The sequence below is a fragment of the Paraburkholderia sp. MM5477-R1 genome, from assembly GCF_050436385.1.
GTDB lineage: Bacteria > Pseudomonadota > Gammaproteobacteria > Burkholderiales > Burkholderiaceae > Paraburkholderia > Paraburkholderia tuberum.
Window position 1 is genome coordinate 1,159,636 of the sequence record NZ_JBNDMC010000006.1, and the last position, 25,018, is coordinate 1,184,653.

Annotated in this window: 20 protein-coding genes and 3 pseudogenes; 13 read left to right on the forward strand and 10 right to left on the reverse strand. The window is 64.1% G+C overall.

The features are described from left to right. Positions 1 to 8: 8 nt before the first annotated feature. Positions 9 to 4,848 (forward strand): annotated as a pseudogene (locus tag OKW35_RS23710) (NAD-glutamate dehydrogenase). Between the two features lie 172 nt (positions 4,849 to 5,020). Continuing rightward, positions 5,021 to 5,926, forward strand: a complete 906-nt coding sequence (locus OKW35_RS23715) for a cation diffusion facilitator family transporter (RefSeq protein WP_184064256.1) — start codon at positions 5,021 to 5,023, stop codon at positions 5,924 to 5,926. 150 nt (positions 5,927 to 6,076) lie between these two features. On the opposite strand, the gene OKW35_RS23720 is transcribed toward OKW35_RS23715, so the two are convergent. The 3 genes from OKW35_RS23720 to OKW35_RS23730 form a co-directional block, all read right to left on the reverse strand. Continuing rightward, entirely contained in the window at positions 6,077 to 7,057 is a 981-nt protein-coding gene (locus OKW35_RS23720; protein WP_184064259.1) for an aldo/keto reductase, read from the reverse strand. Between the two features lie 333 nt (positions 7,058 to 7,390). Beyond that, the gene (locus OKW35_RS23725) at positions 7,391 to 7,702 is read right to left on the reverse strand and encodes a DUF4148 domain-containing protein (RefSeq protein WP_429492563.1); all 312 of its coding nucleotides are present in this window, start codon (positions 7,700 to 7,702) and stop codon (positions 7,391 to 7,393) included. A gap of 211 nt (positions 7,703 to 7,913) precedes the next feature. Beyond that, positions 7,914 to 8,918 (reverse strand): LysR family transcriptional regulator, encoded by a 1,005-nt coding sequence (locus OKW35_RS23730; RefSeq protein WP_018423444.1) that lies wholly within the window; start codon positions 8,916 to 8,918, stop codon positions 7,914 to 7,916. 175 nt (positions 8,919 to 9,093) lie between these two features. Here OKW35_RS23730 and OKW35_RS23735 point away from each other — a divergent pair, with 175 nt between their 5' ends. The 5 genes and pseudogenes from OKW35_RS23735 to OKW35_RS23755 form a co-directional block, all read left to right on the forward strand. After that, positions 9,094 to 9,960, forward strand: a complete 867-nt coding sequence (locus tag OKW35_RS23735) for an alpha/beta hydrolase (protein ID WP_184064262.1) — start codon at positions 9,094 to 9,096, stop codon at positions 9,958 to 9,960. Between the two features lie 34 nt (positions 9,961 to 9,994). After that, the gene (locus tag OKW35_RS23740) at positions 9,995 to 11,215 is read left to right on the forward strand and encodes an efflux RND transporter periplasmic adaptor subunit (protein ID WP_429353147.1); all 1,221 of its coding nucleotides are present in this window, start codon (positions 9,995 to 9,997) and stop codon (positions 11,213 to 11,215) included. A 43-nt stretch (positions 11,216 to 11,258) separates the two neighbouring features. After that, a complete protein-coding gene (locus OKW35_RS23745) occupies positions 11,259 to 14,444 on the forward strand; it encodes an efflux RND transporter permease subunit (protein WP_429553274.1) in 3,186 nt (1,061 codons plus the stop codon). 13 nt (positions 14,445 to 14,457) lie between these two features. Further along, complete coding sequence (locus tag OKW35_RS23750) at positions 14,458 to 16,125, forward strand: efflux transporter outer membrane subunit (RefSeq protein WP_429553275.1); 1,668 nt, start codon at positions 14,458 to 14,460, stop codon at positions 16,123 to 16,125. Between the two features lie 46 nt (positions 16,126 to 16,171). After that, positions 16,172 to 16,674, forward strand: a pseudogene (locus tag OKW35_RS23755) (divalent metal cation transporter); the annotation flags it as partial. Between the two features lie 139 nt (positions 16,675 to 16,813). On the opposite strand, the gene flhC reads toward OKW35_RS23755, so the two are convergent. The 6 genes and pseudogenes from flhC to OKW35_RS23785 form a co-directional block, all read right to left on the reverse strand. Continuing rightward, positions 16,814 to 17,383, reverse strand: coding sequence for a flagellar transcriptional regulator FlhC (gene flhC / locus OKW35_RS23760; RefSeq protein WP_018423439.1), 570 nt, complete (start codon positions 17,381 to 17,383; stop codon positions 16,814 to 16,816). A 36-nt stretch (positions 17,384 to 17,419) separates the two neighbouring features. Then, positions 17,420 to 17,722, reverse strand: a pseudogene (gene flhD, locus OKW35_RS23765) (flagellar transcriptional regulator FlhD); the annotation flags it as partial. A 743-nt stretch (positions 17,723 to 18,465) separates the two neighbouring features. Then, entirely contained in the window at positions 18,466 to 19,002 is a 537-nt protein-coding gene (locus OKW35_RS23770) for a GNAT family N-acetyltransferase (protein ID WP_429553276.1), read from the reverse strand. A 41-nt stretch (positions 19,003 to 19,043) separates the two neighbouring features. Further along, positions 19,044 to 19,892, reverse strand: a complete 849-nt coding sequence (locus OKW35_RS23775; protein WP_429553277.1) for a helix-turn-helix domain-containing protein — start codon at positions 19,890 to 19,892, stop codon at positions 19,044 to 19,046. Positions 19,893 to 19,980: 88 nt separating this feature from the next. Further along, positions 19,981 to 20,283: an addiction module antidote protein gene (locus OKW35_RS23780; protein ID WP_184064273.1), complete on the reverse strand. Its 303-nt coding sequence runs from the start codon at positions 20,281 to 20,283 to the stop codon at positions 19,981 to 19,983. Then, complete coding sequence (locus tag OKW35_RS23785; RefSeq protein WP_429553278.1) at positions 20,280 to 20,669, reverse strand: type II toxin-antitoxin system RelE/ParE family toxin; 390 nt, start codon at positions 20,667 to 20,669, stop codon at positions 20,280 to 20,282. The genes OKW35_RS23780 and OKW35_RS23785 overlap by 4 nt, the downstream gene beginning before the upstream one ends. A gap of 285 nt (positions 20,670 to 20,954) precedes the next feature. On the opposite strand from OKW35_RS23785, the gene OKW35_RS23790 reads away from it, so the two are divergent. From OKW35_RS23790 to OKW35_RS23815, 6 genes are all read left to right on the forward strand, one after another. Then, positions 20,955 to 21,323, forward strand: a complete 369-nt coding sequence (locus tag OKW35_RS23790) for a nuclear transport factor 2 family protein (RefSeq protein ID WP_176379337.1) — start codon at positions 20,955 to 20,957, stop codon at positions 21,321 to 21,323. A 22-nt stretch (positions 21,324 to 21,345) separates the two neighbouring features. Next, entirely contained in the window at positions 21,346 to 21,627 is a 282-nt protein-coding gene (locus OKW35_RS23795) for a hypothetical protein (protein ID WP_090806947.1), read from the forward strand. Positions 21,628 to 21,723: 96 nt separating this feature from the next. Then, a complete protein-coding gene (locus OKW35_RS23800; RefSeq protein ID WP_090806945.1) occupies positions 21,724 to 22,188 on the forward strand; it encodes an RbsD/FucU family protein in 465 nt (154 codons plus the stop codon). A gap of 36 nt (positions 22,189 to 22,224) precedes the next feature. Further along, positions 22,225 to 22,632 (forward strand): VOC family protein, encoded by a 408-nt coding sequence (locus tag OKW35_RS23805; protein WP_429553279.1) that lies wholly within the window; start codon positions 22,225 to 22,227, stop codon positions 22,630 to 22,632. Positions 22,633 to 22,735: 103 nt separating this feature from the next. Next, a complete protein-coding gene (locus tag OKW35_RS23810) occupies positions 22,736 to 23,170 on the forward strand; it encodes a DoxX family protein (protein WP_184054217.1) in 435 nt (144 codons plus the stop codon). A 94-nt stretch (positions 23,171 to 23,264) separates the two neighbouring features. Then, entirely contained in the window at positions 23,265 to 23,537 is a 273-nt protein-coding gene (locus OKW35_RS23815; RefSeq protein ID WP_090810195.1) for a hypothetical protein, read from the forward strand. A 20-nt stretch (positions 23,538 to 23,557) separates the two neighbouring features. Here the strand turns inward: OKW35_RS23815 and OKW35_RS23820 are convergent, their stop codons facing one another. Then, positions 23,558 to 25,018, reverse strand: coding sequence for an MFS transporter (locus OKW35_RS23820; protein ID WP_429553280.1), 1,461 nt, complete (start codon positions 25,016 to 25,018; stop codon positions 23,558 to 23,560).

The window sequence follows — 25,018 nt, forward strand, 5'->3', positions numbered from 1 at the left end:
AGTCGATCATGCAAGCAAAGAACGAAGAAGCCGTCACACACCTGCTGAACGATGTTGTCGAATTTGCGCGGGGGCGGTTGCCGGAGCCGGCCTTCAATATCGTCGAACCCTTCCTGCGGCATTACTACGATTTCGTCGACGCGGGCGATCTGCAAAGCCGCTCGATCGCCGATCTGTACGGCGCGGCGCTGGCCCACTGGCAGACCGCGCAGCGCTTCGTGCCGGGCGAGCAGCGGCTGCGCGTGTATAACCCGATCCTCGAACAGCATGGCTGGCATTCCGATCACACGGTGATCGAAATCGTCAACGACGACATGCCGTTCCTCGTCGATTCGGTCTCGATGTCGGTCAACCGGCATCGGCTCGCGCTGCATTCGGTCGTCCATCCGGTATTTCGGGTCTGGCGCGCGCCGGACGGCAGCATCGCGCGCGTAAGCCAAGGTGCCGAAGAAGCCGGCGATACGCGCTCGCATCTGACCTCGTGCATCCATTTCGAGGTCGATCGTTGTGGCGATGCCGCAAAACTCGATGCGTTGCGCGACGACATCGCGCGCGTGCTCGGCGACGTGCGCGCGGCGGTCGAGGATTGGCCGAAGATCATCGAACGCGCGAAGCAGACCATTCAAGATATGAAGGTGCGCGAAAGCGGTCCCGAGGGCGTCGAAGCGCGCGCGTTCGTCGAATGGATGGTCGCCGATCATTTCACGTTCCTCGGCTACCGTGATTACGAACTGGTGCAGCACGACGGCGGCTTCGGTTTGCGGGCGGTCGCGGGCTCCGGTCTCGGCATTCTGCGCGATGCGCAGCAGCCGGGCGGCGCGGCGGAAGTCACGCCGTTGCCGCCGGCGGCCGCGGAGATCATCTCCGGGTCGTCGCCGATCTTTCTGACTAAGGCCAATTCGCGCGCCACGGTGCACCGGCCCGGCTATCTCGACTATGTCGGCATCAAGCTGAGCGGCGCCGATGGCAAGGTGACGGGCGAGCGGCGCTTCATCGGCCTGTATACGTCCACCGCTTATTTCGTGTCGGCCGCGGAGATTCCGATCGTGAGGCGCAAATGCGCAAATATCGTCAGACGCGCCGCATTCCTGCCGAAAGGTCATCTGGCGAAATCGCTGGTGACGGTGCTCGAGACCTATCCGCGCGACGAATTGTTCCAGGCCGACGAGGACCAGCTGTACGACACCGCCCTCGGCGTGCTGCGTTTGCAGGAGCATCAGCGCACGCGGCTGTTCGTGCGGCGCGATCGATTCGATCGCTTCGTATCGTGCCTCGTGTTCGTGTCGCGCGACAAGTACAACACCGATCTGCGGCAGCGCATCGCGAACCTGCTCGCCGACGCATTCAATGGTGAGAACGTCGAATTCACGCCGCTGCTGTCGGAGTCGACGCTCGCGCGAATTCATTTCGTCGTCCATGCCAAGGCGGGCGGCATGCCGAGCGTCGACACACGCGAGCTCGAAGCGCGCCTCGTGCAGGTCGCGCGACGCTGGCAGGACGATCTGGCCGACGCATTGCTCGACGCGTACGGAGAAGAGCAGGGCAACCGTTTGCTGCAGCACTACGCCGATTCGTTCCCGGCCGGCTATCGCGACGACTATCCGGCACGCACGGCCGTGCGTGATATCGAACTGATCGAGCGCGTGCAGGGCAGCGAGCGGCTCGCGATGAACCTGTACAGGCCGATCGAATCGGGACCGCGCGCGTTCCGTTTCAAGGTGTATCGCGCGGGGCTGCCGATCGCACTGTCGCGCAGCTTGCCGATGCTCGAACATCTGGGCGTGCGCGTCGACGAAGAGCGGCCTTATCTGATCGAGGCGCCCGGTGCGATGCCCGCGTGGATCCACGACTTCGGCCTCGAACTCGCGGACGATACCGAGTTCGACATCGAGCGGGTCAAGGATCTGTTCGAACAGGCGTTCGAGCAGGTGTGGACCGGCACGATCGAAAGCGACGACTTCAACCGCCTCGTGCTGCGCGCGCAGCTCAATGCACGCGAGGTGACGATTCTGCGCGCTTACGCGAAGTACTTGCGGCAAGTCGGTTCGACGTTCAGCGACGCGTATATCGAACGCGCGGTGACCGGCAATCCGGCGATTGCGCGCATGCTCGTCGACCTGTTCATCGCGCGCTTCGATCCGGCGCTCGGCGCGGTACGCGAGGCCCGTGTCAACGCTTGTCTGGAGACGATCGACAGCGCGCTCGACCAGGTGCCCAATCTCGACGAAGACCGCATCCTGCGGCAGTTCCTCGGCGTGATCAAGGCGACCAAGCGCACCAACTACTACCGCCATGACGCTCTGGGCCAACCGAAGCCGTATCTGTCGTTCAAGTTCGATCCCGCCCAGGTGCCCGGCTTGCCCGAGCCGAAACCGATGTTCGAGATCTGGGTCTATTCGCCGCGCGTCGAGGGCGTCCATCTGCGAGGCGGGCGCGTCGCGCGCGGCGGCCTGCGCTGGTCTGATCGGCGCGAGGATTTCCGCACGGAAGTGCTCGGCCTGATGAAGGCGCAGATGGTGAAGAACGTGGTGATCGTGCCGGTCGGCTCGAAGGGCGGCTTCGTCGTCAAGAATCCGCCGCCGCAGAGCGAGCGCGATGCGTGGATGCGCGAAGGCGTCGCGTGCTATCAGACCTTCCTGCGCGGCTTGCTCGACGTGACCGACAATCTGGCGAGCACCGACGTCGTGCCACCGCCCGACGTGGTGCGCCACGATCCCGACGACCCGTACCTGGTCGTCGCCGCCGACAAGGGCACGGCCACGTTTTCCGACTACGCGAATGCGATCTCGCAGGAATACGGTTTCTGGCTCGACGACGCGTTCGCGTCGGGCGGCTCGGTCGGCTATGACCACAAGAAGATGGGCATCACTGCGCGCGGCGCGTGGGAGTCGGTCAAGCGGCACTTCCGCGAAATCGGCGTCGACACGCAGAGCGAGGACTTCACGGTGGTCGGTGTCGGCGACATGTCGGGCGACGTGTTCGGCAACGGCATGCTGCTGTCGCCGCATATCAAGCTGCTCGCCGCGTTCGATCACCGCCATATCTTTCTCGATCCGAATCCCGATCCCGCGGCGAGCATGGCGGAGCGCGCGCGGCTCTTCATGCTCGACCGTTCGAGCTGGGCCGATTACGATCCGTCGCTGATCTCGGCCGGCGGCGGCGTGTTCCCGCGCAGCGCGAAGACGATTCCGCTGTCGACGGCGGTGCAGGCGGCGCTCGGGATCAGCGCGCCGGCGCTCTCACCGGCCGAGCTGATGCGCGTGATTCTGCAGGCGCCGGTCGATCTGCTTTACAACGGCGGCATCGGCACCTATGCGAAGGCGAGCCGCGAGACCAATCAGCAGGCGGGCGATCGCGCGAACGACGCGATCCGCGTGAACGGTGCGGATCTGCGCTGCAAGGTCGTGGCCGAGGGCGGCAATCTCGGCTTGACGCAACTCGGGCGCATCGAGTTCGCGCAGCGCGGCGGCCGCATCAATACCGATGCGATCGATAATTCGGCCGGTGTCGATTGCTCGGATCACGAGGTCAACATCAAGATTCTGCTGGGCCTCGTCGTCGCCGACGGCGAGATGACGGAGAAGCAGCGCAATGCGTTGCTTGCCGAAATGACCGACGAAGTCGGTCTGCTCGTGCTGACGGACAACTACTATCAGACCCAGGCTTTGTCGATCGCGGGCCGTTTTGGCGTGGAGCTGCTCGATGCCGAAGCGCGCCTGATGCGCTATCTGGAGAAGGCGGGGCGGCTCAATCGCGTGATCGAGTTTCTGCCCACCGACGAGGACATCGCCGAGCGCGCGGCCGCGAAGCAGGGACTGACGACACCCGAGCGCGCGGTGCTGCTCGCGTACAGCAAGATGTGGCTCTATGACGCGCTGCTCGAATCGTCGATGCCGGAAGATCCGCTCGTCAGCGATATGTTGATCGAGTACTTTCCGAAACCTCTGCAGCAGCGTTTCCGCGAACCGATGCAGCGCCATCCGCTGCGCCGTGAAATCCTCGCGACGCATCTGACCAATGCGCTCGTGAATCGCGTCGGCTGCGAGTTCGTGCATCGGCTGATGGAGGAGACCGATGCACAGCCCGGCGACATCGTGCGCGCGTGCATCATGGCGCGCGACGTGTTCGATCTCGATCAGATCTGGCGCAGCATCGACGCGCTCGACAACCGCGTTCCCGACGACGTGCAGGCACGCATGTTCGCGGAGGTCGCGCGGCTCGTCGAACGTTCGGCGCTGTGGTTCCTGCGGCATCTGCAAACGGGCGCGGCCGGCGACGACGTGACCGGCCTGCTCGCGCGCTGTCGCGACGCGGCGCAGCGTCTCGCGCCACAATGGCCGACGCTGTTGCCTGGTGCGGACCTCGAAGCGTTGTCGGAGCGGCAACGGGTATTCGTCGATGCGGGTGTCGATAGCGATCTCGCGGTGCGGATCGCGAGCGGCGAGGTGTCGGCCGCTCTGCTCGATATCGCCGAAGTCGCGTCGACGTGCGGGCGCAATCTCGAACAGGTCGCGGGCGTCTACTTCGCGCTCGGCACGCTGCTGAATTACAGCTGGATCAGCGAGCGCGCCGCCTCGTTGCCGGCGCCGACGCATTGGGACATGCTCGCGCGCGCATCGGCGCTCGCCGAACTCGCACGGCTCAAGCGCGCGCTGACCACGAGCGCATTGGCCGGCGCGACCGATGCGTCGACGCCCGATTCGCTGGTGCAAGCGTGGCGCGACAAACGCGCGGCACAGCTCGAGCGTTATACGCGTCTGCTGACCGATCTGCGCGCGACGGGCGGCGCGAGTCTTTCGGTGCTGCTGGTTTGTCGTACGGGAGATGGCGGCGCTCGAGAGGGCGTGAGCCGCACGAATGGTGCAAAGGACGCCTGGGGAACTGGCGGCACGACGGCACATCAGGTCCGATTCCTGCGACCGGGTGTGTCGTTGTCATCCATAATATCGAGTACTTGCCGATCACTTCGCTCGTGCAATACCCAACAATACCCAGCCCACTCACCGACCCCCGCCAGCAGATGAAAGAAGAATCGCCGAAAGCCATTTTCTACGCACTCGCCGCCAACTTCGGCATCGCCGTCTGCAAGTTCGCCGCGGCGGCGTTCACCGGCTCCGGATCGATGTTCGCCGAAGCGATTCACTCCACCGCCGACTGCGGCAATCAACTGCTGCTGCTATTCGGACTGCGCGAAGCGCGCAAGCCGGTGAGCCCTTTGCATCCGATGGGCAGCGGTCGCGAAATCAACTTCTATTCGCTGCTGGTTGCGTTGCTGCTGTTTTTTGTCGGCGGTGCGTTTTCGGTGTATGAGGGCGTTCATCGACTGATTGCGCGCGAGCCGTTGCAATATGCGTTCGTCGCGTTGGCGGTGCTCGGTGTGTCGGTGGTGCTCGAATCGCTATCGTTGTGGGGCGCGGTCAAGGAGATTCGCAAGACGCATCCGGATAAAAATCTGTGGCACTGGTTTCGCGAGACGCGCGAATCGGATCTGCTGGTCGTGGCCGGCGAAGATATCGCCGCGCTATTCGGTCTCGCGATCGCCTTCGTCGCGGTGCTATCGACGATGGTGACCGGCAGCCCCGTGTATGACGCGCTCGGCTCGGTGGGGATCGGTCTTCTGCTGATGACGATCGCGTGGCTTGTCGCGCGTGAAGTGAAGTCGATGCTCGTCGGCGAATCGGCGAGCCCGGAAGTGCGCAGCGCCATCGACGCGCATCTGCGCGCGCGTCCCGAGATTCGCGGCATCATCAACCTGATCACGCTGCAGTGGGGGCGTCACGTGGTGGTGGCGGTGCAGGCGGAAATGATCGACTATGCGAGCGGCCGCGCGATGGTCGATGCGATCAACGTCATCGAGGCCGATCTGCAGGCCACGTTTCCTCAGGTGCGCTGGGTGTTCTTCGAACCGGATGTGCCGCGCAATTAAAGAAGACTTCTCCACTCGGGCATGAATCGAGTCCGTGAACCCCGCGGACGAGAGGAGGCGAGAGGAAGCGAGATGAGGCGAAGCGACGTGCGCTGCGATCGCGGGTCATTCCGCCCCGTCCCGACTGGATGCCAGTACGCTTCACAGCGTTTATTTGAACCCCGCCACCGCATGCGGCACATACAGTTCTTCGAGCCGGTGAACTTCGTCGTCACTGAGCTTCAACGAGAGCGCCGCAACCGCATCGTCGAGATGATGCAGTTTGGTAGCACCGACAATCGGCGCGGTAATCGGCTTCTTCTGCAGCACCCACGCTAGCGCAACCTGCGCGCGCGGCACGCCGCGCTCTTTCGCGATCTCGCTGACCCGCTCGACGATGCGCCGATCCGCTTCCTGCGTGTGCGCGTACAGCGTGCGGCCGAATTCATCGGTTTCCGAGCGCGCGCTTTCGGTGTCCCAGTCGCGCGTCAAGCGTCCGCGGGCAAGCGGACTCCACGGAATCACGCCGATGCCTTCGCTTTCGCACAGCGGCAGCATTTCGCGCTCTTCCTCGCGGTACAGCAGATTCACGTAGTTCTGCATCGTCACGAAGCGCGTCCAGCCATTGCGCTCGGCCACCTGCAGCGCCTTGGCAAACTGCCATGCGTACATCGACGACGCGCCGAGATAGCGCGCCTTGCCGGCTTTCACGACATCGTGCAGCGCTTCCATCGTTTCTTCGATCGGCGTGCCGTAGTCCCAGCGATGGATCTGATACAGATCGACATAGTCGGTACCGAGCCGCCGCAGGCTGTTATCGATCTCCGCCATGATCGCCTTGCGCGACAGCCCCGCGCCGTTCGGGCCCGGATGCATGCGGCTATTGACCTTGGTGGCTAGCACGATCTCATCGCGCTTCGCAAAGTCCTTCAGCGCACGGCCGACGATTTCCTCGCTGGTGCCGTCCGAATAGACGTTGGCCGTGTCGAAGAAGTTGATGCCGTGATCGAGCGCCTGCTTGATGAAAGGCCGCGCGGCTTCGTCGTCGAGCGACCAGGGGTGCGTGCCGCGCGAGGGTACGCCATAACTCATACAGCCGAGACAGAGACGCGATACATCGAGGCCGGTGCGGCCGAGTTTCACATAATCCATCGTGTTGCTCCTATAGTGAAGCGCACAAACCCGCTGCGAGGGAAGGATATTCGATTATAGGGAAACGACGGCAAGCGCGTCGTCACAGGCCGCACCCGCTTTCGATCGCTTCAATGCGAATGCGCCCGCGAAGCCACTTCGCGGGCGCATGACGCCGAGTGCCGTGAACGACAGCCAACGCTCAATGCTGTATCGGGCGATACGGTGTCCACACGGGCGTGTCGGTATTCCAGTTGTCGAGTTCCGATGGTGTCATGATGTGCTCCTCGATGAAGAGGCGCGCAGTTTTGCGCCGCAAGCGCGCCGGGTTCTGAATCAACTTCTTCTAACTCGTTACTGGCCCTTCGCAACGCGCGTCACTTCGCCGTTCGTTCCTTCCTGCAACGCGATGCGCGCGGCTTGCGTCTGGCCGATCAGGCCTTTGTCCGGATACGAGGTGCGATTCAGTGAGGGCAGCGAGCCGTCGCGATACGCGGCGACCAGTTCGGCCTTGACCTCGGCGCGTGTCTTCGTGCTCGTGCTCGCGCTCGGCGCCGGTTGCGTGTCATACGTTCCCGCGCGGCCGATACCGCCGCCGCCTTGCGCAAATGCCGGAACGCTGACGAGCAGCGACAGAGCGAGGCCCGCCAACAGATTGCGTTTCATGATTCACTCCTGTCGATTCATTGGCAGCGCGATGGCGCTGCGACAGGGTGAAATGTAGACGTCGACGCGGTGTGGATAAATCGCGGTTTTGCGAAATGAATTGTCGCGATTCGGGAACAATCGCGAGCGAGGCTTCACCGGGGCCGTGCGATTGCACGGTTGCCGCGGCATTGGCGCCGCGGCTGGAATTCACTGTTTCACTTCGCGTACTTCATGCGACCCATTCGGTCATCACCGGCGTGTCGAGTGCCGGCGCGGACTCGCGCTGCTCGAATGTGCGCTTCGTGCAGGTGGCGTCGAGAGTGCCGCGTCCGCTCAGCAATGGGCAACGATCGAACAGCTCCGCGATCCAGTCTACGAAAACGCGGACTTTCGGCGACAGATGACGACTGTGCGGATAGACTGCCGAAATCGGCATCGGCAAGGGTTTCAAGTCCGGCAGTACTTCGACGAGCTGACCCGAGCCCAGATGCGGCAGCACCATGAAGCGCGCCGGCTGAATCAGGCCGAAGCCTTCGAGTCCGCAGGTCACGTAGGCATCCGCGTCGTTGACCGACACGATGCTTTTCATCTTCACTTCCACTTCGTTGCCGTTCACCAGGAACGCCCAGTCGAGCGTGCGTCCCGTGCGGCTCGAGAAGTAGTTGACGGCTTTGTGATTGTCGAGATCTTCGAGCGAAGCGGGCACGCCCGCGCGCTTGATGTAGTCGGGCGACGCGCAGGTCACGCCCTCGAACAGACCGATGCGGCGCGCGACCAGCGACGAATCCTGCAACGCGCCGACACGCACCACGCAATCGACACCTTCTTGCAGCAGATCGACGGGCCGGTCGGTCAGGCCCAGTTGCAGATCGATGTCCGGATAGCGCGTGTGGAATTCGCACAGCGACGGAATGACGAGCAGACGGCCAATCGAGCCCGGCATGTCGATGCGTAGCTTGCCGTGCGGCTTCTTGTTGCCGCTCTGGAAACTCGCCTCGGTCTCTTCGACATCCGCGAGGATGCGCACGCAGCGCTCGTAGTACGCGGCGCCATCGGGCGTCAGCGACAGACGGCGGGTGGTCCGGTGCATCAGCCGCGTGCCGAGAAACGCTTCGAGGTTCTGAATAATCGTAGTAACCGATGCGCGCGGCAGGTCGAGCGTTTCCGCTGCGCGGGTAAAGCTGTTGGTGTCGACGACGCGCGTGAACACTTGCATGGCCTGAAGCCGGTCCATTGCAAACCTCCAGAAGGGGCTGGTGCACAGGCGGGAATGGAGTCCGCGAAAACAATCACATCGGGATTGTTCAAAGGCACCGAATTGTGTTGCCGGATTATAGGCATTTATTTGCGAGTCTGCCGAACCCACAATTCGCACCATTGAAGTTCTATGCGCATTTGCGCGGCTCGACATGGATGCATTCAAATCGCCGTACTCGCCTTTTTCCACCGGCGTTTCCGCCGAAGACACTGGCGCTGAGGCCAATGACGCAACGCTTGAAGTCACCGACGTGGATATCGATGGGTACGCTCAACCCATTACGTTGCGCCTGTATCGGCTGACGAAAAAAACCGCGTTGCCGGTACTGCTTTATTTTCACGGCGGCGGTTTTACGAAGGGTTCGATCGAGTGCGCGGACTTCGCCGCGCGGTATTTCGCAGAACACTTACCGGCGCTCGTGGTGTCGGTCGGCTATTCGCTCGCGCCGCGGTTTCCGTTTCCAGCCGCGCCGGAAGACGCGCATCGCGCGGCGCTGTGGGTGCAGACGCGAGCGCGGGCATTTGGTGGCAATAGCAGAAAGATCGGCGTGGCGGGCCACGACGCGGGCGGCCAACTCGCCAATTGTCTCGCGTTCATCGCGCGCGATCGTAACGACGTGCCGATCAGCGCGCAGGCGCTGTTCGGCCCGATGCTGGATCCGAGCCTGACGCGGCTCGGCGACGAGCAGCGGCTCGGTTCGGACATCACCGCGCGCGAGTGCGCCGCGTGTTATCGCGCGTATCTGCCGCAAGCGTCTCAGCGCATGCATCCGTATGCGGCGCCGCTCGAATCGTCGCGGCTCGCCGGCTTGCCGGCCACGCTGATCGCGACCGCGCAGAACGACGTGTTGCACGTCGAGGCCGAGAAGTATGCAAGCAATCTGATCGACGCGGGCGTGCAGACCCAGGTGGTGCGCTTTCCGAGCGTGTCGCACGCAGCGCTCGCCGATCATCCGCCCGCTTTGCAGGAAGCGGTGCGCTTTTTCCAGTGGCGCTTCGACGCGCGCGCTCATCGATAAACAGAAATTCAATCAACGATACCGGGAGCTACACATGACTATCCTTCCTCTTTCCCGCCGCCGCGTGGCGTTAGCCGCCGTGGTCGTCGTCGTCCTTGCCGGGCTTGGCACGTTCGGCGCGATTCGTGTCGATGCGAGCTCGCCGGCCGCACCCACCATCGTGCCGGAAGTAGACGTGGCGACCGTCGTGCAGAAGACGATCACCGACTGGCAGTCTTATTCGGGCCGTCTCGAAGCCGTGCAGAAAGTGGACGTGCGTTCGCAGGTGCCGGGCACGATCGTGTCAGTCAACTTCAAGGACGGCGCGCTCGTGAAGCAGGGCGACACGCTGTTCGTGATCGATCCGCGTCCGTACGCGGCCGAAGTCGATCGCGCGCAAGCGCAGCTCGCGGCCGCGCAGGCACGCACCGGCTACACGCAAAGCGACTGGGAACGCGCGCAACGGCTGATCGTCGACAACGCGATCGCCAAACGCGACTACGACGAGAAGCAGAACGCCGCGCGCGAGGCGAGCGCGAACCTGAAGGCCGCGCAAGCCGCGCTGGAAACCGCGCGCATCAATCTCGGCTACACGAAGATCGTCGCGCCGGTGTCGGGCCGCGTGTCGCGCGCGGAGATCACGGTCGGCAACGTGGTGTCGGCGGGCGCCAGTTCGGTGCCGCTGACGACGCTCGTCTCGGTGTCGCCGATCTACGCGTCGTTCGACGCGGACGAGCAGACCTACCTGCAATACCTGAGCCGCGCGAAGGACGGCAGCAAGGTGCCGGTCGAACTCGGTCTCGCCGATGAATCCGGCTACTCGCGCAGCGGCACGATCGAGTCGGTCGACAACCGGCTCGACACGTCGTCGGGCACGATCCGCGTGCGCGCGAAGTTCGACAACGCGGACGGCACGCTGATTCCGGGCCTCTACGCGCGCCTCAAGGTGGGGGGCAGCGCACCGCATCCGGCGCTGTTGATCGACGATGCCGCGGTCGGCACCGACCAGGACAAGAAGTTCGTGCTGGTCGTCGATCAGGGCAACCACGTCGTTTATCGCGGGATCACGACGGGTTCGATGCAAGGCAATCTGCGCGTCGTCAAGGACGGCTTGAAGCCGGGCGATCGGATCGTCGTCAACGGCGTTCAGCGTGTGCGTCCCGGCGATACGGTCCGAGCGCACATGGTGCCGATGACGACCGACGACGACCCGAACAGCGCAGCGCTCGCGCAGTCGCGTGCCAAGGCCGAGGCCGGCGCGAAAGGCAATTCGTGAGCCGCATGCTCCAACGCGCATGCTCCAACGTTAAGAGCTTCCAATGAACATATCCAAATTCTTCATCGATCGCCCGATCTTCGCAGGCGTGCTATCGGTATTGATCCTGCTCGGGGGCATCATCTCGCTGTTCAAGCTGCCCATTTCCGAGTATCCGGAAGTGGTGCCGCCTTCGGTGGTGGTGCACGCGCAGTATCCGGGCGCGAATCCGAAGGTGATCGCCGAGGCGGTCGCCGCGCCGCTCGAAGAGCAGATCAATGGTGTCGAGAACATGTTGTACATGCAGTCGCAGGCGAATAGCGACGGCAATCTGACGCTGACCGTCACGTTCAAGCTCGGCACCAATCCCGACCTCGCGACGCAGCTCGTGCAGAACCGCGTCAATCAGGCGCTGCCGCGTCTGCCGGAAGACGTGCAGCGGCTCGGCGTGACGACGATCAAGAGTTCGCCGACGCTGACGATGGTCGTGCACCTGATCTCGCCGAACGATCGTTACGACATGACGTATCTGCGCAATTACGCGCTGCTCAACGTGAAGGATCGGCTCGCGCGGATTCAGGGCGTCGGCGAAGTGCAGCTGTGGGGCTCGGGCGATTACGCAATGCGTATCTGGCTCGATCCGCAGAAAGTCGCGCAACGCGGTCTCACGGCGACCGAAGTCGTCAACGCGATCCGCGAGCAGAACATCCAGGTCGCGGCCGGTGTGATCGGTGCGTCGCCGTCGGTGCCGGGCACGCAATTGCAGTTGTCGGTGAATGCGCGCGGCCGTTTGAAGACCGAGGGCGAATTCGGCGACATCGTCGTGAAGACCGCGCCTGACGGCGGCGTGACCTATCTGCGCGATATCGCCCGGATCGAGCTCGCGGCGTCGGAATATGGCCTGCGTTCGCTGCTCGACAACAAGCCCGCGGTCGCGCTCGCGATCAATCAGGCGCCGGGTGCGAACTCGCTCGCGATTTCAGAGCAGGTGCGCGCGGCGATGAAGGAACTCGCCGAAGACATGCCGGCCGGCGTCGAATACCGGATCGTCTACGACCCGACGCAGTTCGTGCGTTCGAGTATCGAGGCGGTGATCCATACGCTGCTCGAAGCGATCGCGTTGGTCGTGATCGTCGTGATCGTGTTCCTGCAGACGTGGCGCGCGTCGATCATTCCGTTGATCGCGGTGCCGGTGTCGATCGTCGGTACGTTCTCGCTGCTGCTTGCGTTCGGCTTCTCGATCAACGCGTTGTCGCTGTTCGGCATGGTGCTCGCGATCGGCATCGTGGTCGACGATGCGATCGTCGTGGTGGAGAACGTCGAGCGCAACATCGAAAGCGGGCTCAGTGCGCGCGAGGCGACCTACAAGGCGATGCGCGAAGTGAGCGGGCCGATCATCGCGATTGCGCTGACGCTCGTCGCCGTGTTCGTTCCGCTCGCGTTCATGACGGGTCTCACGGGCCAGTTCTACAAGCAGTTCGCGATGACCATCGCGATCTCGACGGTGATCTCGGCGTTCAATTCGCTGACGCTGTCGCCGGCGTTGTCCGCGCTGCTGCTGCGCAGCCACGGCGAGAAGGAAGACTGGCTGACGCGTGTGATGAACCGTGTGCTCGGCGGCTTCTTCAAGCGTTTCAACAAGGTCTTTCATCGCGGTTCGGAAGCCTACGGCCGCGGCGTGACCGGCGTGCTGCGCCGCAAGGGCGCGATGCTCGCGGTGTACGCGATCCTCATCGGTGCAACCGTATTGGTGGCGCGGATCGTGCCCGGCGGCTTCGTGCCCGCGCAGGACAAGGAGTATCTGATCGCGTTCGCGCAGTTGCCGAACGGTGCCTCGCTCGATCGCACGGAAAAGGTGATCCGCGATATGAGCGCGATCGCGCTGAAGCAGCCGGGCGTCGAAAGCGCGGTGGCCTTCCCTGGTCTGTCGGTGAATGGCTTCACGAATAGTTCGAGCGCGGGCATCGTGTTCGTCACGCTGAAGCCGTTCAAGGAGCGCGGCAACAAGAAGCTCTCGGCAGGCGCGATTGCCGGTGCGCTGAACCAGCAGTACGGCGCGATCAAGGACTCGTTCGTCGCCGTGTTCCCGCCGCCGCCGGTGCTCGGGCTCGGCACGCTCGGCGGCTTCAAGATGCAGCTCGAAGATCACGGCGCGCTTGGTTACGCGGAACTCAACAAGGCTGCCGAAGCATTCGTGAAGCGCGCGGCGCAAACGCCCGAACTTGGGCCGACCTTCTCCAGCTATCAGATCAACGTGCCGCAGCTGAACGTCGATCTCGATCGCGTGAAGGCGAAGCAGCTCGGCGTGCCGGTCACGGATGTGTTCGACACGATGCAGATCTATCTGGGCTCGCTGTACGTGAACGACTTCAACCGCTTCGGTCGCGTGTATCAGGTGCGCGTGCAGGCGGATGCGCCGTTCCGTCAACGCGCCGACGACATCCTGCAACTGAAGACGCGCAACGCGGCGGGCGAGATGGTGCCGTTGTCGTCGCTCGTCACGGTGACGCCGACCTACGGACCGGAGATGGTGGTGCGCTACAACGGCTACACGGCGGCCGACATCAACGGCGGCCCAGCGCCCGGCTTTTCGTCGGGACAGGCGCAGGCCGCGGCCGAACGCGTGGCCGCCGAGGTGCTGCCGCGCGGCGTGAAGCTCGAGTGGACCGACCTCACGTATCAGCAGATCCTCGCCGGCAACGCGGGCATATGGGTGTTCCCGATCAGCGTGCTGCTGGTGTTCCTCGTGCTCGCCGCGCTGTACGAAAGCCTGACGCTGCCGCTCGCCGTGATCCTGATCGTGCCGATGAGCGTGCTGTCCGCGCTGACCGGCGTGTGGCTCACCGGTGGTGACAACAACATCTTCACGCAGATCGGTTTGATGGTACTGGTGGGCTTGTCCGCGAAGAACGCGATCCTGATCGTCGAGTTTGCGCGTGAGCTCGAACACGACGGACGCAGTCCGCTGCAGGCCGCGATCGAAGCGAGCCGTCTGCGTCTGCGGCCGATTCTGATGACGTCGATCGCCTTCATCATGGGCGTGGTGCCGCTGGTGTTGTCGAGCGGCGCGGGCTCGGAGATGCGTCACGCGATGGGCGTCGCGGTGTTCTTCGGCATGCTCGGCGTCACGCTGTTCGGCCTGATGCTGACGCCGGTGTTCTATGTGGTGCTGCGTTCGCTCGCGGGCGGGACGATTCACGTCGCGCAGAAGGATGCGCCGCGCTACGGCGCGCCCGTTACGGACGTCTGAGGAGAAAACAACAATGAAATGCTTTGAATCTCGCTTTGACTCTTTGCGCGGATGGGGCCGCGCGGCCGCGAGCGGTTTGCTGATCGCCCTGCTGGCCGCTTGTTCGGTCGAGCCGACGTACAAGCGGCCCGACGTCGATACGCCGGCGGCGTTCAAGGAAGCGCCCGCGATGGCGACGTCGGCTGCGGCGGCGTCGGGCGTGGCGGCTGGTTCGGCCGCGCCGGCGCAAAACACCGGCACGTGGAAGCCGGCCCAGCCCGCCGACGACGCCCTGCGTGGCGAATGGTGGAAGGTGTTCGGCGACCCGCAGCTCGACGCGCTCGAAGAGCAGGCCGCCGCCGCGAACCAGGACCTGAAGGCCGCAGCCGCACGCGTGCAGCAGGCGCGCGCGGTCACGCAGGCGGCGAAGTCCGACTGGTTCCCGAAGCTCGACGCGGGCTTCGGCCCGACCCGGGAGCGCGCGTCGGCGGCGTCGCAATTCCAGCCGGACAGCGCAGGCGGCACGACGGGCACGATCTGGCGCGCGCAGGTCGGCGCGTCGTATGAGGCCGATCTGTTCGGGCGGGTCAGCTCGAACGTGAACGCGTCGCGCTCGGACGAGCAGCAGAGCGAAGCGCTGTTTCGCTCGGTGCAGCTGTCGTTGCAGGCCGACGTCGCGCAGAACTACTTCCAGTTGCGCGAGCTCGACACCGACCAGGATCTGTATCGCCGCACCGTCGCGTTGCGCGAGGACACGCTGAAGCTCGTCGAGCGGCGCTTCAAGGAAGGCGATATCAGCGAGCTGGATCTGTCGCGCTCGCGCAACGAGCTCGCGAGCGCGCGTGCCGATGCGGTCGGCGTCGCGCGGCAACGGGCGGCCTCGGAGCATAGCCTCGCGATTCTGCTCGGCAAGCCGCCCGCGGATTTCTCGTTCGCGGAAGAACCGCTCGCGCCGGTGGCGGTGCGCGTGCCGCCGGGTTTGCCGTCGGCGCTGCTCGAACGCAGGCCGGACATCGCGGCAGCCGAACGCGCGATGCAGGCAGCGAATGCGCGCGTCGGGCTCGCGAAGTCGGCGTTCTTCCCGAAGCTCGACATCACGGGCGCGTTCGGCTTTGAATCGGCGACGCTCGGCGATCTGTTCATGTGGTCGAGCCGCGCGTTCATCCTCGGTCCGTTCGCGGGTACCGCGCTGACGGTGCCGATCTTCGACGGCGGCCGCCGCAAGGCCAATCTCGCGCAGGCCCGTTCGAAGTACGACGAGGACGTCGCGCAATATCGCCAGCAGGTGCTCGTGGCGTTCCGTGAAGTCGAGGACAATCTTGCCGATCTGCGCTTGCTCGACGATCAGATGCGCGAGCAGAACGACGCGGTCGATGCGTCGCAGCGCGCCGCGCATCTGTCGCGCACGCAGTACACGGAGGGCGCGGTCAGCTATCTCGACGTGATCGATGGCGAGCGGCAGGTGCTGCAGTCGCAATTGCAGGCGAGCCATCTGGCGGGCACGCAGGCGGTCGCGACCGTGAATCTGATTCGCGCGCTCGGTGGCGGTTGGGGCGATGTGACGGCGGGGGATACGGCGGTGGGGGCAGCGCCGGTGCCGGTTGGTGCTTCCGGCGGCGCGGCGGCTTCGCTGGCTGCGGCTTCCGGCTCTACGGCCGGAGCCGCATCGGTGTCAGCGCAGCAGCGGGTGGCGAAGCGCTGAATTCCTAAGCCTGTTGGCAAGCGCTTCATCGACCTCATCAACGACGCTTGGCATTCTCGGCGCGACGGTGATGCCGCATAACCTGTATCTGCACTCGTCGATCGTGCAGACCCGCGCGGTGAAGCGCGATCCGGCCAGCATCCGCTCGGCGATCGGCATGTCACGCATCGACACGATCGCATCGCTCGTGATCGCGGCGCTGATCAACATGGCGATCCTGATTCTCGCGGCCGCCGCGTTTACGCGACGGGCCACGACCAGGTCACGCAGATCTTCATCACGCGAGCGCTCGCGCTGATCCCGGCGCTGATCGGTGTGCGGATGCTCGGCAATGGCGCGGTTGGCCAACTGCTCGTCGCGAGTCAGGTCGTGCTGAGCCTGCAACTGCCGTTCGCGCTGTATCCGCTGATCCGCATGACGAGCGACCGATCGCTGATGGGCGAATTCGCCAACACGCTGCCGACGCGCCTGCTCGTTTGGACGCTGTTTGTTGCGATCAGTGCGGCGAATCTGTGGCTCGTTGCCCAGACGGTGGGGCTGGCCGGTTGATCTAAACGACCGGTATTCGGCACGCCCGTTTGCCCGGCGCTAAGGCGAAAAAAATCCGCGCAGTTCAATCACTGCGCGGAATCATGTGAGCTTCGGTTTGAATCGGGTCGAGCGCGTCTCGCGACGGCGAATCGATCGGTCAAGCGGCCTGCGCAACCTGCGCCGCATCGAGCGCTTCCCGGCGCGCGGCTGCTGCCTTCTTCGTCTTGCCGGCACGCGACGGCGGCTGGCAGGCGCCGCACACGACGTTGTGCTGCAGGTCGTGCTTGTGCGCGACGAACTTGCCGGTACAGCGGCAGCATCTGGTCAACTGCAGGATGTCGGCGTCGAAGAAACGCACCAGCGTCCACGCGCGCGTCAGATCGAGCACCGGCTCGGTTTCGCTGTGCTGACAGTGTTCGAGATACAGCCGATAGCCCTTGGTCAGCGCATCCAGATGCGAGCAGCGCGCTTCGTTCTTGAGGAACAGGTACGTGTTGTAGAACAGCGACGCGTGAATGTTCGCGAGCCACGTCATGTACCAATCCGCCGAGAACGGCAGCATGCCCTTGGGCGGCGATACGCCCTTGACCTCGCGATACAGGCGGATCATACGGTCGCGCGACAGCGTCAACTCGCTCTCGAGCACCTGCATGCGGGCGCCGAGCTCGATCAGTGCGATCGCGCGAAATACTTCCTGTGCATCTTCGGTCAGGCTTCGCTTGAGCATTGCAGTCACCTCAAGAGTCAGGCACAATTGCTCGGCGGGCTGGCCTGCAAGCAGGATCGCCGTGTGGGTCGGTGCAATTGCGGTGTGCTTTGTTGTTTGCGTCAACGCCGACAGCATCGCGTGGTCGTTGAAGCGGAAGAAGCACAAAAGCTGGTCGGAAGCGGCCAGCTTGACGATTTGCGCGAGCGACAGCCCGGCAAGCAAGTCAGCCAGTTCCGACGACAGTCCCAGCCGGAACATTCCGACCGGTTTGTCCTCGCGCAACATGCGTTGCGCGAGCATGATGTAAGACAAGTTGATCTCGCGGATTGAATCCAGCGTCTCGCTGCTACGGTCCATTTTGTCTGTTTCCGAAGCCCCGAATTACTATGTCGGCTTTGCGCCGTTATGTCTTTTCTGCCTCGCCGGCAACGTGGCCTCCGGCTACATGTTGCTACTTGCTACAGCCAGCGAACATTTGATACAAGAGGTTACATTTCGTAACAGCTCGGGACGAATTGTATGAAGGCTAAAACCAGAAATCAATCCTTTCTCAAAAAAATATCTCAAAAAGCTACATCATTTTTCGGTAAGTTTTTCACGCCATTGTAATGAATGATGCCAAGTGAATTTATAGCCTTTCGACACTGGCCTCTAATCCATGAAAACCCTTGCTGGATGGGAATCCTACGCGATTGTCCGAGACGTGCGTCCGCACCGCGCGGCGATCGGTAAATTTGTTTTGGATTAGAAAGGAACGGAAAGCGATGGAATGGACGGTAATAAATACTCCTGCTGGGGGGCGCGTGAGGGGCGGATGGAGCCTGTAACCGTATGAAGCGTCCCCCGTTACAAACTACGCAAACGAGGGCCGGCTTTGTAACGGCTCGATGAGGATGGGCAGCCGGTCTGTCGCACGCGTTCGACCCCGAGACCGAACAGCGGTCGCAGATGCGTACCGATCACGTTGCGGACGGAGGCTGCGAGAAGCCAGTGCCGTGCAGGTTGCCTGACACGATGTCGGTGCAATAAGACGACATTACAACGTTGACGAGGCGCCGGGAATGGCCGCAAGGAGGCGTCGTCAATGATTCCCGGGGGCGCTACGCCAGGAATCGCGCCATCAGATCCTCGTCATGGAACACCCCGTCGACGTTCAAGGCGCCGACTTCGCACCCATATTTGCGAAAGCCGAGCGATTCATACAGCCTGCGCGCCGCGTCGTTGCGGCTACCCACGGTTAGCTGCACCTGTCGCAAACCGTCGACGCGCGCCGCGCGCGTCAGCAACTCGCTGAGCAGCGCGCGCCCGACCCCACGACCAGCCGCTTCCTGTGCGACATACATGCCGACCACGTTCGCCTTGTGCCGCTCCTTGTGGGCTTTATTGCGCAGCAGACCGACGACGCCGATCAGCGGAGCGTCGGCCGACGCATACGCGCCAAGCAGAAACGTGCCTTCCGTCTCCGAGCCCTGCAGTGTCGCGTCATGCTGCCCGGCGCCTTTCGCCAGCGCTTCGTCGTGGCTTTGTCCGAACGAAGCGGGGTGCGCCTTCAGCCCGCGCAGACGAAGCTGGAAATAGGCGTCCCGGTCGGCGGGTCCGAGTTGGCGGATCAGCAGGGTGTCGGCGTTGACGGACATCTCACTTATTCGTGGTGAGTGGAGCGGTGGTACGCGAGCGGCTAGCCGCGCTGATGTTCGGCAAATTCGCGCAGCGCCGACGCGGTTTGCCGATCCGCCGGAAAGAACGCCTCGATGGCGAGTTCCGACAGCGTAACGTCCACGGGCGTGCCGAACACCGTGGTGGTGCTGAAAAACGACAACACGCCAAGCGGCGTACGCAGCCGCAATGGCACGGCGATCTGGTTGAGGACTGCATCGTCCAGCGTCGAGGCGTCTGCATCCGGCGGCGCGGGGTAGCCGGCCAGTTCGTCGCGCAGTGCGCTCAGCGTGTCGTCGCCGCTGACGTCGATCTGCCGTTGCAGGCGGCCCAGCACATGCTCGCGCCACGCATGCCAGTTGACGATCGACGCCGCAATGCCTTGCGGATGCAGACTCAGGCGCAGTGCGTTGACCGGTGGCTTCAACAGTTCGGGAGTCGCGCCGCTCAACAACGGCGCAATCGCATTGTTGGTCGCGACGATGGTCCAGTGCCGGTCGATCGCGAGGGCCGGGTAGGGCTCATGTCCTTTGAGCACCAGTTCGACGGCTTCGCGTGCGGCGGCGAGCTGCGGGTCGGAGAGGGGACGTTCGCGAAACAGCGGCGCGTAACCGGCCGCGACGAGCAGAGCATTGCGCGCGCGCAACGGCACGTCGAGGCGCTCGGCGAGATGCATGACCATTTCCCGGCTCGGTAGCGCGCGCCCCGATTCGACAAAGCTCAGATGGCGGGTCGAAATGTCAGCCTCCGTGGCGAGCAGCAACTGACTCATGCGCCGCCGCTGGCGCCATTCGCGGAGAAGTTCGCCGACCGCCCGAGTGCCGATCGGCGCGGATGATGGAGCCGCTTGTGCAATAGAGAGTGTGTTCATGCCACCGATCATAGTCAAAGCGTGCAAGCAATCGATTACCTGAGAGGTAATGCCCCGCGAATTTCAGTCAACGAGACGCGTGCCCGGCTCAGGCGGCAGCCAGGCGCAACGGCACGGCGGTGAATTTGACGCCGATCGCACTCGCCAGTTTGAGGACCGTGTCCATGCGTGGCTTGGAGCCGGGCGCGAGTGTCTTGTAGAGGCTTTCGCGGCCCAGGCCCGCTGCGGCGGCGATCTTCGTGATGCCGTGTGCCTTGGCGATATCCGCGATGGCGGCGAGCAGCAGATCGGAGTCGCCTTCGTCGAGGGCGGCGTTCAGATAGGCCGCGACCATTTCGTCGTTGTCGAGGTACTTCGATGCATCGAAGCGTGCCGTTTTGATCTTGCTCATGACTGTTCCTTTCTGATGGTTGTCCACATTGCTCCGGCATGCCTGATATCCGCCTGCTGCGTGGACTTGTTACCCCCGCAGAGCAGCAGATACATCATGCGTTCCTCGCGCGCGTAGTAGACCCGGTAACCCGGCCCGCAATCGATGCGCATCTCGAACACGCCGTTTTCCAGCAACTTCGCGTCGCCGAAAAGCCCGCGTTCCGCGCGGCGGATCCGCACGAGAATTTGCGCCTTCGCCTTGAGGTCGGTGAGGCCGTGAAGCCAACGGTCGAACTCTTCGGTGCAGTTGATCGTGTACACGCGCGGTGTTTCGATCTGCGGATGATTGTATCTCCGGGGATACGGTCGTGCAAGCGAGAAAAGCGTCTCGATAAAGCGGTCCAAGCGGCCCTCCTGTTCATTGCATTGCCCGCCTCGCGATGTCGTCGGCGGGCTTCGATGAGTCACTTGAGGTTAGCGGTGCGAAGGTTTTTTGACGACTCGGCCGAATGACCTATTTGGCGAGAAAAACAGTGAAAGGCGCTGCGTGACAGCGAAGGCTGCATCCGCTTGATTACCTCTCACGTAATCGACGCAATGCACGCGAGCCGTCAATCTTCATTCCGAGCCCGCCGCATGCGATGCGTATGCCGCGCGAAGTGCTCAGTCCTGTCAATCGAGGAGTTCGAGATGAATGCGCATACCGATTTGATCGACCGTTATTTCGATACCTGGAACGAGACCGATGGCGCGCGTCGTCGCGAGTTGATCGCGGCAACGTGGAGCGCCGATGCCGACTATCGCGACCCGCTGCTGGCGGGCGCGGGCCACGATGGCATCGACGCCATGATCCGCGCGGTGCATGAGCGTTTTCCGCATCACACGTTTCGCCGTACGACCGACGTCGACGGCTTCGCGAATCGCCTGCGCTTCTCGTGGGCACTGACGACCCCCGCGGGCGAGGCGATCGTGAAGGGCTCGGACTTCGGCGTGGTGGACGCGCATGGGCGTCTGCAAGCGGTCACCGGTTTTCTCGACGAAACCCCCGGCGCCGCCTGAGGCGTCTTTCACGGAGACGATCATGCATGAGCCCGCCGCTGCCAAGCCCGCACAAGTCCATCTCGCGTTGCTGCGCGTCGCGGCCGCGCTCGATGCGTTATCGAGCGCGATCGCCGGTTTCGCGCTGCTCGGCGGCGCGCGGGCGTTCATGTTCATCGCACTGCTCGGTTGGCGCGAGCCGGTGCTCGGCGGCGCGGGGCTCGTGCTGCTCGCTTTGGTCGGATGGCTGCGCTGGCAATGCGGTGCGAGCGCAGCGCCGCAAGACGTCCGGCGCGCTTGCTACAATCGATCGTCGTGCGGATGAAGCGTCGTGCGGATGAAGCGTGACACGCATCGTCTTGCGCAAAGCTCACGACCTCACCCCCTCAGCATGTTCCCAACCGAACGACCTGGAGACCCCGTGCTGAAAAATCTGGACCCGCTACTGAACGCCGATATCCTGCACGCGCTGCGCTCGATGGGCCACGGCGACGAGCTCGTGATCTGCGACGCCAACTTCCCGGCCGACGCCGTCGCGCGCGATACCGTGCTCGGCAAGCCGCTGCGTCTCGACGGCGTCAGTTCGCCGCGCGCGATCCGCGCGGTGTTGTCGGTGCTGCCGCTCGACACCTTTATCGAGCATCCCGCGTCGCGCATGGAAGTGGTTGGCGAGCCGCACACGATTCCCGCGGTGCAGCGCGAAGCGCAAGCCGAGGTCAACGCGGGCGAGGGGCGCGAGGTGCCCTTCGTGTCGATCGAGCGGTTCGCGTTTTACGAGCGTGCGCGCCAGGCATACTGTGTGATCGCGACGGGCGAGGAGCGCGGCTACGGCTGCTTCGTATTCACGAAGGGCGTGTTGCTCGCGCCGGACGCGCCACGCGTATAGTCGCTACCACCTTTCTCGATTCATCACGACAAACCCATGAGCTTCCAGCTAGCCAGTCTCGATCATCTCGTTCTGAACGTCGCCGACGTCGAAGTGAGCGCGGCGTGGTACGCGCGGATGCTCGGCATGCAACGCACCGAGTTCGCGTCGCGCACCGGCACGCGTGTGGCGATGAACTACGGTAATCAGAAGATCAATCTGCGTCCCGCGTCGGCCGATACCGTCGCCTGGTTCACGTCGCGCGAGGCGGTGCCGGGCACGGCGGACCTGTGCTTCGTGACCACCGCAAGCCCGGACGACGTCAAGGCGCACTGGCTCGCGCAAGGCGTCGCTATCGAGGCGGGGCCGGTGGAGCGCGACGGCGCGCGCGGCAAGATGACCTCGGTGTATTGCCGCGACCCGGACGGCAACCTGATCGAGGTCGCCACGTATCCGTCAGCTTGAGCGGGCTTGGAAATCGCGGCCATTGCTCATATGCTCAGGGGCGAGGCGGGGAACTGAGCCCGTCCATTCGGGTCTGCTGCTTATTCATTACAGGAGTCCCCCCATGTCGCGTCCCGTCGATTTCGGCATTATTTTCATCGCCCGTCTTGCGCTTTCCGTGCTGTTCCTGTGGAGCGGGGTGATGAAACTGCTGGGCTATGCGGGCTTCGTCGGCTACCTGCATTCGAAAGGCGTGCCGTTCGTGCAGATCGCCGCGCCGATCGCAACCGCGATCGAGGTGCTCGGCGGCCTGCTGCTCGTGGTCGGCTTCAAGGTACGGCCGCTCGCGCTGGTCATGGCGGCGTATACGGTCGCGACGGCGGTGCTCGGCCACGACTTCTGGAATATCACCGACCCGGCCTTGCAGCACGACATGGTGATTCATTTCTGGAAGAACATCGGAATCGCGGGCGGTTTCCTGCTGCTGTTCGTTACCGGCGCGGGGCGTCTGAGCATCGACAACGCGCGCGCGCCGCGCGGCGGACTCGGCGGCCTGTAAAGCGGGCTGTAAAGCGTGAGCGCGCGCAGTCGGCGCGGCCCGCATCCTGCTACACAGCAGGATTTCCAATCCGAGCCAATCATGGGAGCAGATGATGATTCAGAACTTCGAGCAAATGATCGGCGGCAAGCTCACGCAACTGTGCGCGAGTCTCGGCGAAGGGCCGACGCCGCATCGTGTGATCATCAGCCTCGCCGAGTCGGCGAAGACGCTGGTGGTTCTGGATGCGTCCGGATTCATCGGCACGCTGAAGGCGGACATCGAGGACCCGGAAAAGCTGCTCGCGGATGCGATCGCCAAAGCGCGCAACGAAGGCCTGATCGAGCGCGCAATCGCTACCGGCACGATTCAGGAGGCGTCGCTGTAGGCGCCTGCATTACACACCGCTTACTTACTCGCGGCGCTCGCGCCGCGCGCAGACGATGCCGCCGCGTGCGGCTCCGGATGCACGAAACACGCGAGCACGAGACCCAGCACCAGCAGTCCCACTGAAATAGCCGTCGCCGCTTGCATCCCCGGCACGATCTGCGTCGCGGCCGCACCGCCCGCGAGCGCGCCGAAGGCCGCCACACCCACCGCGCCGCCGGCCTGGCGCGCCGTGTTCAATACCGCCGACGCCGTGCCCGCGCGCCGCGCTTCGGTCGATGCGAGCACCGCCGTGGTCATCGCCGGCACCGCGAGTCCCATACCCGACGGAATCAGCAAAAACGGCAGCAGCAGGCCAATCAGCGGCGTCTCGGCGCCGACGAGATGCAGCAGGCCATAGCCGAGACCGGCCGTGATCGCGCCGAGGATCATCGGCACGCGCACTCCCAGGCGGCCGATCACCCAGCCGCTCGCGACGTTCGAGATCAGGAAGCCGCCCGTCAGCGGCAGGAACGCGAGGCCCGCCTGCAACGGCGTGTAGCCGCGCACGCGCTGCAGGTAAAGGCTCAGCACGAACACCATGCCGTAATACGTCAGATTCACGCAGATGCCGAACAGCACCGCCGCGCTGAACGTGCGCGTGCCGAACAGCGACAGCGGCAGCATCGGGCGCGCGACGCGCGCTTCGACGAACACGAACGCACCCGCCGCCAGCAGCGCCAGCAAGAAGCCGCCGGCGACCAGCGGATGCGCGAGCCCGAGCGGCCGCCATTCGATCACTGCGGCGACGAACGCGGTTAGCGCGACGATCGCGAGACACTGGCCGCCGAGATCGATGCCGCGTGGCGTCGCGTCGGTGTTGCCGCGAGCGGCGGCCGGCACGCCGCGTTGCGAGGTTTGCGCACGCGGAATCCACAGCAGTGTCGCGAGCAGGCCGGCCGCGCAGATCGGTAGATTGACGAGAAAGATGCTGCGCCAGCCGAACGCGGCGATCAGCAGACCGCCAGCCACCGGTCCGGCCGCGATCGAAATCGCGCCGGAGGCGGTCCACAGGCCGACCGCGCGTGCCCGCAGCTTCGGTTCGTGGCCGAACGACTGATTGAGCAGCGCGAGCGAATTCGGCAGCATCGCGGCCGCGCCGATGCCTTGCACCGCGCGCGCGGCGATCAGCATCGGGGCATCGAGCGCGAGCCCGCAGGCCAGCGACGCGAGCGCGAACAGCACGATTCCGCACGCATACATGCGCCGCGCGCCGAAGCGGTCGCCGAGCGCGCCGGCCGACAGCATCAGCACCGCAAACGCGAGCGTGTATGCATCGACGACCCATTGCAGGCCCGCGACGTTCGCGTGCAGGTCCGCGCCGATTCGTGGCAACGCGATGTTGACGATGGTCACGTCGAGTTGCGTGACCACGAAGCCGACGCTGACGGTCGCGAGAACGCGACCGAGGGCGGGCGAAAAGGAGGGTGTGGATGAGTTCAT